General features: G+C 66.3%; 12 protein-coding genes. 5 read left to right on the plus strand and 7 right to left on the minus strand.

The genetic code is table 11. The features are described from left to right. The first annotated feature begins 27 nt into the window (after positions 1-27). A complete protein-coding gene (locus tag FFS49_RS27645; RefSeq protein WP_105818046.1) occupies positions 28-426 on the plus strand; it encodes a DUF3331 domain-containing protein in 399 nt (132 codons plus the stop codon). Positions 427-454: 28 nt separating this feature from the next. Here FFS49_RS27645 and FFS49_RS27650 read toward each other — a convergent pair whose 3' ends face one another. Together FFS49_RS27650 and ggt are read right to left on the minus strand one after the other, a co-directional pair. Continuing rightward, the gene (locus tag FFS49_RS27650; protein WP_046196555.1) at positions 455-1783 is read right to left on the minus strand and encodes a dicarboxylate/amino acid:cation symporter; all 1329 of its coding nucleotides are present in this window, start codon (positions 1781-1783) and stop codon (positions 455-457) included. 229 nt (positions 1784-2012) lie between these two features. Further along, positions 2013-3764: a gamma-glutamyltransferase gene (gene ggt, locus FFS49_RS27655; RefSeq protein WP_105818047.1), complete on the minus strand. Its 1752-nt coding sequence runs from the start codon at positions 3762-3764 to the stop codon at positions 2013-2015. 363 nt (positions 3765-4127) lie between these two features. Here ggt and FFS49_RS27660 point away from each other — a divergent pair, with 363 nt between their 5' ends. Next, on the plus strand, positions 4128-5006 hold the full coding sequence (locus FFS49_RS27660) for a MurR/RpiR family transcriptional regulator (RefSeq protein WP_105818048.1): 879 nt from the start codon (positions 4128-4130) through the stop codon (positions 5004-5006). Positions 5007-5033: 27 nt separating this feature from the next. Here the strand turns inward: FFS49_RS27660 and FFS49_RS27665 are convergent, their stop codons facing one another. From FFS49_RS27665 to FFS49_RS27675, 3 genes are all read right to left on the minus strand, one after another. Continuing rightward, entirely contained in the window at positions 5034-6380 is a 1347-nt protein-coding gene (locus FFS49_RS27665; protein WP_071332293.1) for a nitrate/sulfonate/bicarbonate ABC transporter ATP-binding protein, read from the minus strand. Between the two features lie 11 nt (positions 6381-6391). After that, complete coding sequence (locus FFS49_RS27670) at positions 6392-8146, minus strand: ABC transporter permease subunit (protein WP_105818049.1); 1755 nt, start codon at positions 8144-8146, stop codon at positions 6392-6394. 81 nt (positions 8147-8227) lie between these two features. Continuing rightward, complete coding sequence (locus FFS49_RS27675) at positions 8228-9817, minus strand: inorganic phosphate transporter (RefSeq protein ID WP_039343944.1); 1590 nt, start codon at positions 9815-9817, stop codon at positions 8228-8230. 255 nt (positions 9818-10072) lie between these two features. Between FFS49_RS27675 and FFS49_RS27680 the strand changes: the two genes are divergently transcribed. From FFS49_RS27680 to FFS49_RS27690, 3 genes are all read left to right on the plus strand, one after another. Beyond that, a complete protein-coding gene (locus tag FFS49_RS27680; protein WP_105818050.1) occupies positions 10073-11017 on the plus strand; it encodes a metallophosphoesterase in 945 nt (314 codons plus the stop codon). A 25-nt stretch (positions 11018-11042) separates the two neighbouring features. After that, on the plus strand, positions 11043-11375 hold the full coding sequence (locus FFS49_RS27685; RefSeq protein ID WP_039343940.1) for a cupredoxin family copper-binding protein: 333 nt from the start codon (positions 11043-11045) through the stop codon (positions 11373-11375). A 160-nt stretch (positions 11376-11535) separates the two neighbouring features. Next, complete coding sequence (locus tag FFS49_RS27690) at positions 11536-12675, plus strand: patatin-like phospholipase family protein (protein ID WP_105818051.1); 1140 nt, start codon at positions 11536-11538, stop codon at positions 12673-12675. 84 nt (positions 12676-12759) lie between these two features. Here FFS49_RS27690 and FFS49_RS27695 read toward each other — a convergent pair whose 3' ends face one another. Both FFS49_RS27695 and FFS49_RS27700 read right to left on the minus strand, forming a co-directional pair. Next, positions 12760-13959 carry an alpha/beta fold hydrolase gene (locus tag FFS49_RS27695; RefSeq protein WP_105818052.1) on the minus strand — a complete coding sequence of 400 codons (1200 nt, stop codon included), beginning with the start codon at positions 13957-13959 and terminating at the stop codon, positions 12760-12762. Positions 13960-14044: 85 nt separating this feature from the next. Continuing rightward, positions 14045-15397, minus strand: coding sequence for an MFS transporter (locus FFS49_RS27700; protein WP_171026847.1), 1353 nt, complete (start codon positions 15395-15397; stop codon positions 14045-14047). Between the last annotated feature and the right edge of the window lie 25 nt (positions 15398-15422).

The raw sequence follows: 15422 nt of genomic DNA on the forward strand, positions 1-15422 counted from the left end.
TTGCATAACGTTTCGAGGACAACCGACATGAACAACCGTTTAGCGCCCTGGCTCGTGACCGTCGCAGCGATCAGCAGCTTCGACATGCCGTCCGTCTCGTGGGGGGCGCCGCGGCGGCGCAGCGTCACGCGCGACCGGCTACCGTCGTGGGACGCGACGAGCAAGCCGTCCATCAGCGTGCTTGAGCGGCCCACGGCCGACACCGTGATGATTTCCTGGCGCGACGCATGCACCGGGCATTACGGTTATCAGAAGTGGCGGCTGTTCACCACGCGCAAGCGCGGCGTGTGTGCGCTGTCGGGCCAGCCGATCGAGATCGGCGACAGCGTCTATGCGCCGCAATTGCTCGGCTCGACGCCGGGCAACGCCGCCGCGATGGTGCTGGCCGCGTGCCTCGACGCGGCCCGCCCCGCCGAGGCGGCCTGAAGGCCCGGGATTCGACCCGGGCCCTGCTTCAGGCAGAGGTGACGCGATCCGTATCGCGAACCGCCTCGTTCATGCGCGCTTCGGCTTCAGCATCCAGCCGCGCCGCATTCGCTTCGGCTTCTGCTTCCGGCATCAGCTCGCCTTCCCATTTCGCGACCACCGCGCTGGCGATCGAGTTGCCCACCGCGTTCGTGGCCGAACGGCCCATGTCGAGGAACGTATCGACGCCGAGAATCAGCAACAGCCCGGCTTCCGGGATGTTGAACTGGTGCAGCGTCGCGGCGATCACGACGAGCGACGCGCGCGGCACGCCGGCCATGCCTTTCGACGTCAGCATCAGGATCAGCAGCATCGTGACCTGCGTGCCGAGCGACAGGTGAATGCCGTAGGCCTGCGCGATGAACAGCGACGCGAACGTGCAGTACATCATCGAGCCGTCGAGGTTGAACGAATAGCCCATCGGCATCACGAAGCTCGAGATCTTGCGGCGCACGCCGAAGCGGTCGAGCGCATCGAGGATCTTCGGATACGCGGCTTCCGAGCTCGCGGTCGCGAACGACAGCATGAACGCTTCCTTGATCAGCACCAGCAGCCTGAACACGCGGCGGCCGAGGAACAGCAGCCCGGCAGCGACGAGCGTGCCCCACAGCAGGAACAGGCTCAGGTAGAAGTCGCCCATGAACACCGCGAACTTCAGCAGGATCGACAGCCCGTTGATCGCGACGGTCGACGCCATCGCCGCCAGCACCGCGAGCGGCGCGAGCTTCATCACGTAGCCGGTGATCTTCAGCATCACGTGCGCGAGCTGGTCGATCGCCGCGACGAGAATCTTGCCGCGTTCGCCGAGCGACGCGAGCGCCACGCCGAAGAACATCGAGAACACGACGATCTGCAGGATCTCGTTGTTCGCCATCGCTTCCGCGATCGACTTCGGCACCATGTGGCCGACGAAATCCTTCAGCGTGAACTTGGACGTCGCCAGATGCGCGGACGCGCCGATATCCGGCAGCGGCAGCCCGAGGTTATCGCCCGGACGCAGCAGGTTCGCCATCAGCAGGCCGAGCAGCAGCGAGATCAGCGACGCGGTGACGAACCAGCCGAGCGCCTTCACGAACACGCGCCCCACCGACGACGCGTCGCCCATGTGCGCGATGCCGACGACCAGCGTCGAGAACACCAGCGGGCCGATCACCATCTTGATCAGCCGCAGGAACACGTCGGACACCAGCGAGATGTAGCCGGCGATCTCCGCCGCCGACTGTTTGTCCGGCAGTTGCGTATAGATCATGTAGCCGATCAGGATGCCGGCCGCCATTGCGAGCAGGATCCAGCCTGCCGCGGACATTCGTTTGTTCATATCGGAATTCGACGCACGGGAAGAAGTTGACGGATGAAAGGCGCGCGTCCCATGCCGTGCCAGGGTGCGCGCGTGGCGAGCCGGTCGTGCCCGGTGTATCGGGCACGAGCGCCGGCGCCGGTCGGGCTCGCGGATCTCCGCGAACCGACGTGCCGCCGCCGCAATGGCATTCGCGCGAGAGCGAACGCCGTTGCGGGGCAGCGATTCAGCATGAAGCGATCAGGTCAGGTCAGTAACCGATTGCGGAGCCGGCCGGACGGCGCGGGTCGTTGTAGCCGTAGATGAAGCCGACCCGCACGTTCCCGGATACCGACGAATCGTTCCCGGAGCTCTGGCGGCTCGCCGCTTCGGTGCCCGGCAGGCCGACCATGATCAGTTCGGCGGCACCCCACGGTGTCTGCTCGACCATCTTGTAGCCCATGTTGCGCAGGATCGCGAGCGTGTCGGGCGACAGGCCGTAGGTTTCGTAATAGACCTCGTCGGGCAGCCACTGGTGGTGGATGCGCGGCGCGGTGACCGCGTCCTGCGGCGTCATCCCGTAGTCGATCACGTTCAGCACCGTCTGCAGCGTGATCGTGATGATGCGCGAGCCGCCCGGCGAACCGACCACCATGAACACCTTGCCATCCTTCTTCACGATGGTCGGCGCCATCGACGACAACGGACGCTTGCCCGGCGCGATCGAGTTGCGCGTGCCCTGCACGAGGCCGAACAGGTTCTGCGCGCCGACCTTCACGGTGAAGTCGTCCATCTCGTCGTTCAGGAAGAAGCCCGTGCCCGGCGCGATGACCACGGCGCCGAAGCGGCCGTTGACCGTGTACGTCGTCGACACCGCGTTGCCGTCCTTGTCGATGATCGAGTAGTGGGTCGTCTCCGGCTTCTCGTGCACGCCGACGCCCGGCTGCACGTCGACCGACGGCGTCGCCGTATCCGAATGGATGCTCTTGCGGATCTGCGCCGCGTATTCCTTGCTCGTCAGCTTCGCGATCGGGTTGTCGATGAAGTTCGGATCGCCGAGCAGCGTGTTGCGATCTTCATACGCGTGGCGCATCGCTTCGGTCATGTAGTGCACCGCCGCGGCCGAATGGTAGCCGAGCTTGCGCATGTCATACCCTTCGAGGATGTTCAGCGTCTCGCACATCGTCACGCCGCCCGAGCTCGGCGGCGGGGCCGACACGAACTCGTAGCCGCGATACGTGCACGTCAGCGGCGCCATGTCCTGCGCGCGGTATGACGCGAAATCGGCCGCCGTGATCAGGCCGCCGCCCTTTTTGGCCGCCGCCTCGACGATCTTCGGGATCTCGCCGTGATAGAACGCGTCGGGCCCCTGCTCCGCGATGCGCTCGAGCGTGCGGGCCAGATCCTTCTGCACCAGGCGGTCGCCCGGCTGCAGCGGCGTGCCGTCCGGCCGCAGGAAGATGCGGGCCGCATCCGGGTCCTTCCTGAAACGGTCGATCGTCGTGTCGAGGATGTCCGTATCGCCGCGCGTCAGCACGAAGCCGTCGCGCGCGAGCCGGATCGCCGGCTCCATCACCTGCTTGCGCGTCAGCTTGCCGTACTTGCGCTGCGCGAGATCGAGGCCGGCAACCGTGCCCGGCACGCCGACCGCGCGATAGCCGTACAGGCTGTCGTCGGGAATGACGTTGCCCTTCGAATCGAGATACATGTTCGCGGAAGCCGCAGCCGGCGCGGTTTCGCGGAAATTGATGAAGCGGTCGCGGCCGTCGGCCAGGTGCACGGTCATGAAACCGCCGCCGCCGATGTTGCCGCAGCACGGATTGGTCACCGCTTGCGCGTAACCGACCGCCACCGCGGCGTCCACCGCGTTGCCGCCTGCCTTCAGGATGTCGACGCCGATTTGCGACGCGAAATGCTGCGACGAAACGACCATGCCGTTCTTCGCTTCGACCGCGGGGTCCGATGCCGCGAACGCGCACACGCTCATGGCCGACAACAGGGTGAGTACTACGAGCCGCCTCATGACGGGATCCTCCAGACAAATGAAACCGTGGCATGCCGGAACGCGACGCCGCATCGGGGTGTGTCGAAGCGTCAATCGAATATGTAATAAACAATACATTCCAGCGAGGCCGCGATCATAGCACTCGCTTTTTTGTGCCAAAACCTAGGGTTATCACTGAACATGGAACGAATATCCGCCGAATTGCTCATTTATCAATGTTTGTTTTATTACAATGGGGAGTGATCCGGTCCACCGAGCGATGCGTCCCTCTAATTTCGGAGCGTGCACGGCCTGCCTGACCTCGATCGGCTAACATGCGTGGAGTCGCCGGCAGACACCCGTCTGCCGTTTGTCATTCAGATACGAGAGTTGGAGTGCCCGATGGGGACGAGCATCAGGGCGTTGCTGTTATCCCAGATGGATAGCTTCACGCCGTCGGAACAGAAGGTCGCGCAGGCGTTGCTGGACCGCTACCCGAGCCTCGGGCTCGGGCCGATTGCGAGCTTTGCCAAACAGGCGGAAGTGAGCGATCCGACCGTGTTTCGCTTTGTCGTCCGGATCGGCTTTCCGAATTACTCGTCGTTCCAGCAGGCGCTGTACGGCGAGATCGACACGGCGATGAACTCGCCGCTCGCGCGGATGGATGCGTTCCATTCGTCTGCGGGCATGCGCGACAGTCATTCGGCAATTTTCCAGCGGCTGTCCGAGTCGCTGGCCACGACGATCGAAGGGCTCGATGCGACGGCATTCGACGCTGCGGTCGCGCTGCTGGCGAATCCGGATGTGCGTGTCTTCTGCGGTGGCGGGCGCTACACGGCGCCGCTCGCGTCGCTGTTTTCGTTCACCCTCGCCTATGCGCGGCCCCATGTTCAGTATGTCGAACCGAACGTGAACCTCGCGTCGGTCGCGCTGGCGGACATGGGGACCGGCGACGTGCTCGTCATTTTCGATTTCCGTCGCTATCAGCGGGACAGCATCCGGTTCGCGCAGGCCGCTCACCAACTCGGCACACGCGTGCTGCTGATCACGGACGAATGGCACTCGCCGATCGGCGAATTTGCCGAGATCGTGCTGCGGATCCGGGGGCAGCCGTTCGCGATGCTTCAGACGAACATGCCGGCGCTCGCGCTCGCCGAAGCGCTCGTGATCGGTGTGACGAATCAATTGCCGGAGATGGCAAGGCAGCGGATGGAGAAGATCGAACATCTCAACACCGGCGGCATCGGGCAGGACACCAACCAGCGCGATTTGCCCGAATGACGATGGCTCGCCATTCGGGCGACGGCTTCAGCTCTCGACATCCTCGAGACTGAACACCTCGGTCTTGTCGTTGTACGAGAACACCTCCCCGTAACGCCCCCAGTCGATCACCGCATCGAGCGTCTCCTCAGCCGCTTCGTCCGACAGGAAATCCTCCAGCTCCTGCTCGAAGCGCACGCGCGGCGCACGATGGCCCGGGCGCTCGTTCAGCACCTTCCGAATACGCGCAGCAAGCGGCACGTGCTTCAGCAGGTGATCCGCGAACATCAGCTTGCGCTCCTGCGTGCCGAATTCCGCGAACACGCGCGCAGGCGGCGTCAGGAACACGTCCCCTTCCCGCACGTCCGCGAAACCGAGGTACTGCAGCACTTCGGCGATCGGGAACAGTTCGTCGACTTCCAGATGCAGCGTGCGCGCGATTTCCGGCATGTCCGCGCGGCCGTGGTACGGCGCCATCGCGAGCGTCTCGATCAGGCCGGCCATCAGGTTGGTCGACACGCGCGGCATCCAGCTGCCGAGCTCCAGCCCCTTCTTCGTCGCCTCGTTGGTCTGACGCGCGGTCATCTTCGCGTAGATGTCGTCGACGAGCTTGCGGAAATCGGTGTCGAGCCGGTTGCGCGGATGCTTGAACGGCACCTTGATCTCGGCAATCACGCGGCCCGGGTTCGACGACAGCACGAGGATCCGGTCGCACATGAACACCGCTTCCTCGATGTTGTGCGTGACGATCAGCACCGACTTGATCGGCATCCGGCCTTGCGTCCACAGGTCGAGCAGGTCGGTACGCAGCGTCTCGGCCGTCAGCACGTCGAGCGCGGAGAACGGCTCGTCCATCAGCAGGATCGTCGGGTCGACGACGAGCGCGCGCGCAAAGCCCACGCGCTGGCGCATGCCGCCCGACAGCTCGCGCGGGTACGCGTTCTCGAAACCGTCGAGACCGATCAGGTCGATCGCGGCCAGCGCACGCTCGCGCCGCTCGCGCGCGCCGACGCCGAGCGCCTCGAGGCCCGCTTCCACGTTCTGCAGCACGGTGAGCCACGGGAACAGCGCGAAGGTCTGGAACACCATCGCGACGCCTTCGGCGGGGCCGGTCAGCGGCTTGCCGAGATAGGTCACTTCCCCGCCGGTCGGCTCGATCAGCCCGGCGATGATGCGCAGCAGCGTCGACTTGCCCGAGCCGGAACGGCCGAGCAGGCCGACGATCTCGCCCTCGCGCAGCGACAGGTTCGCATCGTCGAGCACGAGCAGTTCGCCCTGCGACTTGTTGAAGCCGCGGTTCACGTGCTCGACGCGCAGGATTTCATCGCCCAGGCGCGGCGGCTGCAGCGGCTGGGACGGCTTGGCGGGGGCGTTGATAACGGTCGAATTTTGCATCGCGCTTACTCTCAATCGAGACGGAGCCGGGATTCCGCATAGGCGTACATCGGACGCCACAGCAGACGGTTGAACAGGGTGACGAACAGGGACATCACGGCGATGCCCAGGATGATCTTCGGGAAATCGCCGGCGGCGGTGGTCTGCGCGATGTACGCGCCGAGGCCGTGCGCGACGACCTTCGTGTCGCCCCACTGCACGAACTCGGACACGATGCTCGCGTTCCACGCGCCGCCCGATGCGGTGATGGCACCCGTCACGTAGTACGGGAAGATGCCGGGCAGGATCGCCTGCCGCCACCACTGCCAGCCGCGGATGCGGAAATTCTTCGTCGCTTCCTTGTAGTCGTTCGGATAGGACATCGCACCGGCGATCACGTTGAAGAGGATGTACCACTGCGTGCCGAGCACGATCAGCGGCGACAGCCAGATGTCCGCGTTCAGGTGGAAGTGGACGATCACGATCACGAACACCGGGAACAGCAGGTTCGCCGGGAACGCGGCGAGGAACTGCGCGAGCGGCTGGATCTTCTCGGCCAGCGCCGGGCGCAAGCCGATCAGCACGCCGAGCGGCACCCAGATCACCGATGCGATCGCGATCAGCACCAGCACGCGCAGCAGCGTGATGAGCCCGAGCACGAGCACGTGCCCGACTTCGCCCATCGTCACGCCGGTCGCGACGAACGTGACGACGCGCCACACGACGTACAACGTCAACAGGATCACGAACGCGCCCCACACGATGTCGCCGATGCGCGACGTGCCGCGCGACGATGCACCGCGCGCACGCGTGCCTTTCAGCGACGGAAAGCGCAGCGGAATCCGCGCGGCCTGCGACAGCAGCCAGCCGGCCGGCACGAGCAGCTGGTGGATCAGGTGCGTGCGGCGCATCATGTCGAGCAGCCAGGATTGCGGCGCATCGCCCGACGCGGTGTTCTCCATCCGGAACTTGTCGGCCCACGCGACGAGCGGGCGGAACAGGAACTGGTCATAGGCGAGGATCACGACCGACATCGCGACGATCACCCAGCCCACCGCGCCGAGATTCTTGTCGGAGATCGCCTGCGCGAGATACGCGCCGATGCCCGGCAGCGTGATGGTCTGGTTGCCGACCGTGATGGCCTCCGATGCGACGACGAAGAACCAGCCGCCCGACATCGACATCATCATGTTCCAGATCAGGCCCGGCATCGAGAACGGCACCTCGAGCTTCCAGAAGCGTTGCCACGGTGTCAGGTGAAAGCCGCGCGACACTTCGCTCAGGTCGCGCGGCACCGTGCGCAGCGACTGGTAGAAGCTGAACGTCATGTTCCACGCCTGGCTCGTGAAGATCGCGAAGATCGCGGCCAGCTCCGCACCGAGCACGCGGCCCGGAAACAGCGCGAGGAAGAACGTGACGGTAAACGAGATGTAGCCGAGCACCGGCACCGACTGCAGGATGTCGAGGATCGGGATCAGCACCATGCCCGCGCGGCGGCTTTTCGCGGCGAGCGTGCCGTAGACGAGCGTGAACAAGAGCGACGCGACCATCGCGGCGAGCATCCGCAGCGTGGTGCGCAACGCGTATTCGGGCAGGTTCGACGGATCGAGCGTGATCTTCTGCGTCTGCAGCACACCGATCGGCGCCATCGTCTGGTGGAAGCCGACGATCGCCATCGCGAGTATGCCGATGATCAGCGGAAACGCGACCACGTCCCAGCGGTTGGGCAGCACGCGCCACGCGGACGCGTTGGCGGTGCGATTCGGATCGAAGAAACTGATATCCATCGGTAGCGTCTTGTGTTGAATTGAAAATCGATGGGTCCGGCCGCGTGTCGCGCGGCCGGGCGTCGCGCCTCCCGGCGCGGATCAGAACAGCCCGTGCAGCGCCCAGTACAGGGCGGCGGACAGCGCGATCGAGGCAGGCAAGGTCAGCACCCACGCGAGCACGAGGTTGCGCACGGTATCCCAGCGCAGGCCCGCGCCGCTCGCCGTCATCGTCCCAGCCACGCCCGACGCGAGCACGTGCGTCGTCGATACCGGCAGCCCGTAGGCGTCGGCCATCCCGATCGTCAGCATCGCGACGGCCTCGGCCGATGCGCCCTGCCCGTATGTCAGGTGCGACTTGCCGATCTTCTCGCCGACCGTCACGACGATCCGCTTCCAGCCGACCATCGTGCCGAGGCCGAGCGCGATCGCGACGGCGACCTTCACCCAGGTCGGGATGAATTTCGTCGCGCGGTCCATCTGCTTCTTGAACGCCTCGAGCGCGCTCGCGTCCTCGACCGAGAACGCCGGCGCCTTCGCCTTCTCCATCAGCCGGATCGCCTCGGACGCGACGTACATGTTGTTGCGTACGTTGTCGACGAGGTTCTGCGGCACGCTCGAGATGCCGCCGGCCTGCGCGACCTGGTCGGCGATGGTGTCGGTGAGCTTGCCCAGTGCGGGAATCGTCGCCGGCGTCAGCTTGTGCGTGCGCACGTATGCCTCGACGTCGGCGCGCGGGTCGGCCGTCCGGGCCGCCGGGTCCGCATACTTGACGAGGGTCGTCGACGCGTGGCGCGCCACCGCGACGAACGTGCTCGTCTGATCGGGCGTCACGGCCTTGTTCAACGCATACGCGGTCGGCATCACGCCGATCAGGATCAGCATGATCAGCCCCATGCCCTTCTGCCCGTCGTTCGAGCCGTGCGCGAACGACACGCCCGTGCACGTGAGGATCAGCAGCAGGCGGATCCAGAACGGCGGCGGCTTGTTGCCCTTCGGCTCCTGGTACAGCGCCGGCACGCGCACGAGCGCCTTCAGCAGCAGCAGCACGAGCGCGGACAACACGAAGCCGATCAGCGGCGAGAACAGCAGCGCCTTGCCGACACCGAGCGCCTGGTTCCAGTCGACGCCGCTCGTGCCCGACGGGCCGCTGACGATCTGGTTCATGAGGCCGACGCCGATGATCGAACCGACGAGCGTGTGCGAACTCGACGACGGCAACCCGAAATACCAGGTCGCGAGATTCCACGTGACGGCCGCGATCAGCAGCGAGAACACCATCGCGAAGCCCGAGCCGCTGCCGACCTGCAGGATCAGCTCGACCGGCAGCAACTGCAGGATGCCGAACGCGACCGCGCCGCTCGACACGAGCACGCCGAACAGGTTCCAGAGGCCCGACCAGACAACCGCCAGGTGCGGGTCGAGCGAATGCGTATAGATGACGGTCGCGACCGCGTTCGCGGTGTCGTGGAAACCGTTCACGAACTCGAATCCGAGCGCGATCAGCAGCGCGACGATCAGCAGCAGGAACGGAAGAACCGAGCTCTCCTTGACGGGACTGAGATCGGCGCTCAGATGGATACCGACATAGACGATGCCGCAGGCAATGATCAGAAAAAACAGCGCGAGGCTGATGACGCGCGTGCGGCTGCTGACCGCACCGCTGGTTTCCGTTGCCGCGAGATTCGGCATGAAGGGGCTCCGGAGAGGTGACTCGGAGTGGCAGGCTATCGATCGGTCGTGACGCAAATGTGACATGTCACTTACAAGACATTGACGAGACGTCCACCAGAACGCCTGCGCCGCCTGCCGACCCGCAAACACGGGTGTTCGACCTTGTAACTCGCGGGAATAAATCCGCCGCTGCGCCGGTATGGCACGCGAAGGCGCCGGCTTATTCCAGGACGATCCGGCCGTCCGGTTTCGTCATACGAATGCGAGGCTCACATGTCTTCATCGACCCCCACCAACCCGTCGCGCCGCAAGGCGCTGCAATGCATGGCCTTCGGCGGCCTCGGCACGCTGTTTACGCTGTCGGGCGGCATCCTGACGACGTTCGACCTCGCGCTCGCGCAGACCGGGGACGCGCTCCCGGCCAACGCGGGCCGCCCGCTGTTCGTGCAGATCAGCGATACGCACATCGGTTTCAACAAGGACGCGAACCCCGACGTATCGGCCACGCTGAAGCAGACGATCGACCTCGTCAACGGCATGCCGGCGATGCCCGCGCTGGCCATCCATACCGGCGACATCACGCACCTGTCCAAGCCCGAGGAGTTCGACCACGCGTCGCAACTGCTCTCCGCGCTGCGCGTGCCGGAACTGCATATGGTGCCCGGCGAGCACGACGTCACCGACGGTTCGGGCGCCGAATATTTCGGCCGGTTCGGCAAGGCGTCGGACAATCGCGGCTACTACAGCTTCGATCACGCGGGCGTGCACTTCATCGGCCTCGTCAACGTGATGCACTTCAAGCCGAACGGGCTCGGCAGCTTCGGCGACGACCAGCTCGCGTGGCTCGAGCAGGATCTCAAGGGCCGCTCGTCGAGCACGCCGATCGTCGTGTTCTCGCACATGCCGATGTGGACCATCTACGAGCCGTGGGGCTGGGGCACCGGCGACGCGCCGCAGACGATGGCGCTGCTGCGCCGCTTCGGCTCGGTCACCGTGTTGAACGGGCACATCCACCAGATCGTGTCGAAGGTCGAGGGCAACGTGACGTTCCACACCGCGCGCTCCACCGCGTTCCCGCAACCGACGGCCGGCAACGGCCCGGGCCCCGTGCCGCTCACCGTGCCGCGCGACCGGCTGCCGTCGATGCTCGGCGTGACGACCGTCGAATTCGCGGGCCATCCGGTCGCGTCGTCGCTGCACGATGCGACGCTGGCCTGACGCACCGAACCCCAGGGAGACCGACATGACCCGCTTCAAGCCATCCAGCCTCATCGCAGCGCTGCTCCTGTGCGCCACCGCCCCGCTCACCGCGTTCGCGCAGGGCCCCGACGGCACGCTCGTGACGATCCGCAACTTCATGTTTTCGCCGATGTCGACGACGATCAAGGCCGGCACGACGATCACGTGGAAGAACCTCGACGCGGAGCCGCACACCGTCGTCAACGACGCCGGCATCTTTCATTCGAAGGCGCTCGACCAGGACGAAACGTACGCGTTCCGCTTCGACAAACCGGGCGTCTACAAGGTGTTCTGCGGGATTCACCCGTACATGAAGGAGACCATCACGGTCGAATGACGCGGCGCGTCACGACACGCGCTCGAGGGTCGGAAGGGTCTGGCGTCGAATCAAGCGGGGCCGCCCGTTGCACTGCGGGCGGCCCTGCGCCGCCGATCGCCTAAACTGGATCGAACCGTTCGGCGAACCCGACCCACCCTCACACGCAGCGAGGCCAGCCATGACCGCGAGCCAGCCGGCACGCATGGATCTTCCCGGGCAAGTGGTGCTCGTGCTCCAGGGCGGCGGCGCACTGGGCGCATTCCAGCTCGGCGTCTTTCAGGCGATGGACGAAGCCGGCATCCGGCCAGACTGGGTGGTCGGCACGTCGATCGGCGCGATCAACGCGGCGCTGATCGCCGGGAATCCGCCGGCGCAGCGTTACGAGAAGCTGTCGGCATTCTGGCGGCGCGTGACCGAACGGACCCGTTTCGACACGGCACCGCTGCTGCCCGGCTGGAACCGGACGCTGGCCGAGCTGATGATCATCGGCGGCGGCATCGCAGGATTCTTCCAGCCCAATCCGGCCTCGTGGCTCGGGCCGATGGCCCGCCTCGGCGTCGATCGCGCGTCGTATTACCGGATCGCGCCGCTGCGCGACACCCTGGCGTCGCTGATCGATCCCGAGCTGCTGAACGCGGGCCAGCCGCGCCTGACCGTCAGCGCGGTCAATGCGTGCTCGGGCACGATGCGCTATTTCGATTCACGCGATACGCGACTGGCGCTCGAGCACATCATGAGCTCCGGCGCGCTGCCGCCCGCGTTCCCGGCGATCAGGATCGACGGCGAGCCGTACTGGGACGGCGGCGTGTATTCGAACACGCCGGTCGAGGTCGTGCTCGACGACAATCCGCGCCGCAGTTCGATCATCTTCTCGGTCCAGATGTGGAACCCGGCCGGCCCCGAGCCCGAGAGCATCTGGCAGGTGTCGGAGCGGCAGAAGGACATCCAGTACGCGAGCCGCACCGACAGCCACATCGCGCGGCAGCAGCAGATCCACCGGCTGCGCCACGTGATCCGCGAGCTGGCGCGGCACGTGCCGGACGCCGAACGCGCGTCGCCGGCCGTGCGCCGGCTCGCCGCGTGGGGATGCGAAACCACGATGCATCTGATCAAGCTCGCGGCGCCGCGACTCGCCGACGACAATCAGTTCAAGGACATCGATTTCACGCCGGCCGGCATCGCGGCCCGCCGGCAGGCCGGCTACGAGGCCGCGCAACGGGCCATCGCGGCGCGTCCGTGGGAGACACCGACGGACCCGACGGAAGGCCTGACGGTATTCGATGCCAGCGGGCCGCCGATCACGGAGGGTCCGGCATGACGCGCCGCGCCCCGATCTCGCGCCGACGGCACCGGCGCGATTACACGCGCCCGGCGGCCTGAAGGCAGGCCTGGCCGGCCGCATTCACCTCGACCATCGCCACGCCGTTAAGCGCGGGGGGCCGGACGACGTAGCCGCGTGCATGTCCGGCGCCGTGCCGGCAACGACCGGACACGATTGCGGCAACGCCCGCCCGAACAGCACGGCCAGCCCGCAAGCGGACGTGAACATGCCGAGGCCGTCATGCCCGACGCCCGGCACTTCGACGACCTGCTGCGCGAGATCGTCAGGATGCCGCTTCTTCAGATAGTCGAAATACGCGAGCCCGCGTGCGAGCCGGTACGGGCCTTGCGCCATGGCCGCGCATGAGCGGTCGATGAAGTGGGTGTAAGGGTTCGTGTCGGCCTGGCCGAGCAGGTACACGACATGACGCGCGACATAGCGTGTTTCAAGATCGCGCACGTCCTGCGACGCAACGTAAGGCGGGGCCGACTTCAGCCCGTATTTCCACTGGGTCGCGCTCGGGCAGGTTCCGTCTGCGATCGCCTGGCCGTCCGGCCGTTCGTCGTCGAAATACAGGTAGCTCGACGGGTTCGCGACCACATAACGCACCGCGATGCCGGCCCGCTCCAGCGCATCACCTTCATGCCCGGCCACCGCGTAACGCTGCAGCAACTGCGCGCCGGCGGAATGGCCGATCACGACCACGGTGGACAACGCGGGATACAGGCCGCGGTCGGCGAAATGCGCGAGCAATGCATCGAGCGCGGTGAACGAGCTGATCGGGGCCGGCTGCCGGGCCGGTTCGCCGCCCTTCCATCCTTCCTGGGTCCAGGCGAGCGTCGGCGCGGGCAGCGAGAACGCACGCGTATCGGCGCGCGTCAGGAATTGCGGCGCGACGACCATCGTGCCCCGGCCGGCCGCACCGGCCTTCCCGACGACCTTGAGCCCCGATGCGTAATAAGCGTCGGCATTGCGCAGCGTGCCGTGAATCACGATGAACACACGCGTGACGTCGGGTGCCGTCTTGTCGACGGGATGGTCGGCGTAGACGGGCAAGATCGCGCTGCCCTGCGGCGTGTCGACGGTCACGCGCTGGTCGGCGACTGCCTTCACCGGTGCTTCCAGACGTTCGCGCTGGGTGGGCGTGACGGCTTCGACCGGACGCGCGCCGCCCAGCGCGCCGATGGCTGCCGCGACCGGAATCGCGAACGCCAGGGTCCGGGCGGCCGGCAACACACGTGAGCGCCGGATGCTTGCGAAGGCAACGGAAATGAGTGACATGGCGACGGATCGAGTGGCGGACATGACTTTAACGGCGATGGTCGCAGAATCCGTCGCGCGCTGCCGGCCCGTTGCGTCATACGGCTCAGTCGGCCGGCTCGGAAACCCGCCCGGCGTCGGCGCGGGTTTCCTGCGCATCGCCGCACCGCGTGTTCCGGCCCCCTGCCGCCGGTGGCCCGTCGCACGCCGCCACGGCGAGCAACGGGCGCTCGGGATGGACGAACAGCCACAGCACCGCGCCGCAAGCGGCCGCGGCACCGATCACGAACATCCCGCTGCCCCAACTGCCGGTGACCTTGACGACGAGCGCGAGCGCCATCGGGCCCGCGACGTTCGACAACGCGCCCCACACGTTGGTCCAGCCCGACATCACGCCGGCGAACGGCCGCCCGAGATCCTGCGCGGCCGACCAGACGACGACCTGCACGAACCCGACGGCCGCAAACGACAGGCACAGCAGCGCGATCACCGCCGCCATCGCCTGCGCGCGGGACGCGGCGACCAGCGCCAGCGCGCTCACGACGAATCCCGCCACCGCGACCGGCGTGCGTGCCCAGTAGATCGAACCCGTTTTCTTCAGCAACCGGTCGCTGACGGTGCCCGCGACGAATACCGCCACGAACACGGCAACCCACGGCAGCGATGCGACCATCCCCATCGCCTTCAGCGACAGTCCGCGCGCATGCATCAGGTAGGTCGGCAGCCACACCGTGTAGAAGCTCTGGATCAGCACGAGCAGGAAATACTGGACGCCGAAGATCCAGAAGCGTCCCAATCGCAGGCAGCGCATGAGCGAACCCGACACGACCGTGTCGCCGGGCGGCTGGCCGGCCGCGATGTAGTCCGCCTCGGCCTGCGTGATGAGCGGATGCGACGCCGGCGCATCGCGGTAGCCGAACCACCAGATGGCACCCAGCAGCAGGCCGAGCGCGCCGAATCCATAGAAGACGGCATGCCAGCCGAAATGGACGATCGTCCACGCTGTGAGCGGCGCCGACACGATCGGCCCCAGATACAGTCCCGCGAGCAGCGCCGCATTGCCTTTTGCGCGCTCGCCGGCCGGAAACCAGCGCTTGAGCGCGACGACGCTGCTCGACCAGTCGGCCGACTGCGCGCCGCCGAGCACTAGCCGGCAACCGAACAGCCAGGCAAACGCGTGGCCGAACGGCGTGACGATCATCATCAGCGACCACAGCGTGCTCGTGCCGAACAGTACGCCGCGCGAGCCGAAGCGTTCGGCCGCGCGCCCCGCCGGCATCTGGCCGATCGCATAGGCCCAGAAGTAAATCGTCAGGATCATCGACATCTCGACGATCGACAGGCCGAGTTCGCCCTGGATCGTCGGTGCGGCCACGGCCATCGCCGCACGATCGAGCGTCATCACGAAGGTCAGCGGCGCGAGCAGAAACGCGACGATCTTCCAGCGGAGATGGTTCACGTGGCGCGGCATCGTGCGGCTCCCG

This window comes from Burkholderia sp. 4NA327C6, assembly GCF_005502655.1.
In the GTDB taxonomy this organism is placed as follows: domain Bacteria; phylum Pseudomonadota; class Gammaproteobacteria; order Burkholderiales; family Burkholderiaceae; genus Burkholderia; species Burkholderia contaminans.

Bases quoted from the DNA above. Each gene is read 5' to 3' on its own strand.
- FFS49_RS27680 (WP_105818050.1), top strand. From the start codon at position 10,073: ATGTCTTCATCGACCCCCACCAACCCGTCGCGCCGCAAGGCGCTGCAA.
- FFS49_RS27675 (WP_039343944.1), bottom strand. From the start codon at position 9,817: ATGCCGAATCTCGCGGCAACGGAAACCAGCGGTGCGGTCAGCAGCCGC.
- FFS49_RS27685 (WP_039343940.1), top strand. From the start codon at position 11,043: ATGACCCGCTTCAAGCCATCCAGCCTCATCGCAGCGCTGCTCCTGTGC.
- FFS49_RS27650 (WP_046196555.1), bottom strand. From the start codon at position 1,783: ATGAACAAACGAATGTCCGCGGCAGGCTGGATCCTGCTCGCAATGGCG.
- ggt (WP_105818047.1), bottom strand. From the start codon at position 3,764: ATGAGGCGGCTCGTAGTACTCACCCTGTTGTCGGCCATGAGCGTGTGC.
- FFS49_RS27690 (WP_105818051.1), top strand. From the start codon at position 11,536: ATGACCGCGAGCCAGCCGGCACGCATGGATCTTCCCGGGCAAGTGGTG.
- FFS49_RS27695 (WP_105818052.1), bottom strand. From the start codon at position 13,959: ATGTCACTCATTTCCGTTGCCTTCGCAAGCATCCGGCGCTCACGTGTG.
- FFS49_RS27645 (WP_105818046.1), top strand. From the start codon at position 28: ATGAACAACCGTTTAGCGCCCTGGCTCGTGACCGTCGCAGCGATCAGC.
- FFS49_RS27660 (WP_105818048.1), top strand. From the start codon at position 4,128: ATGGGGACGAGCATCAGGGCGTTGCTGTTATCCCAGATGGATAGCTTC.
- FFS49_RS27670 (WP_105818049.1), bottom strand. From the start codon at position 8,146: ATGGATATCAGTTTCTTCGATCCGAATCGCACCGCCAACGCGTCCGCG.
- FFS49_RS27665 (WP_071332293.1), bottom strand. From the start codon at position 6,380: ATGCAAAATTCGACCGTTATCAACGCCCCCGCCAAGCCGTCCCAGCCG.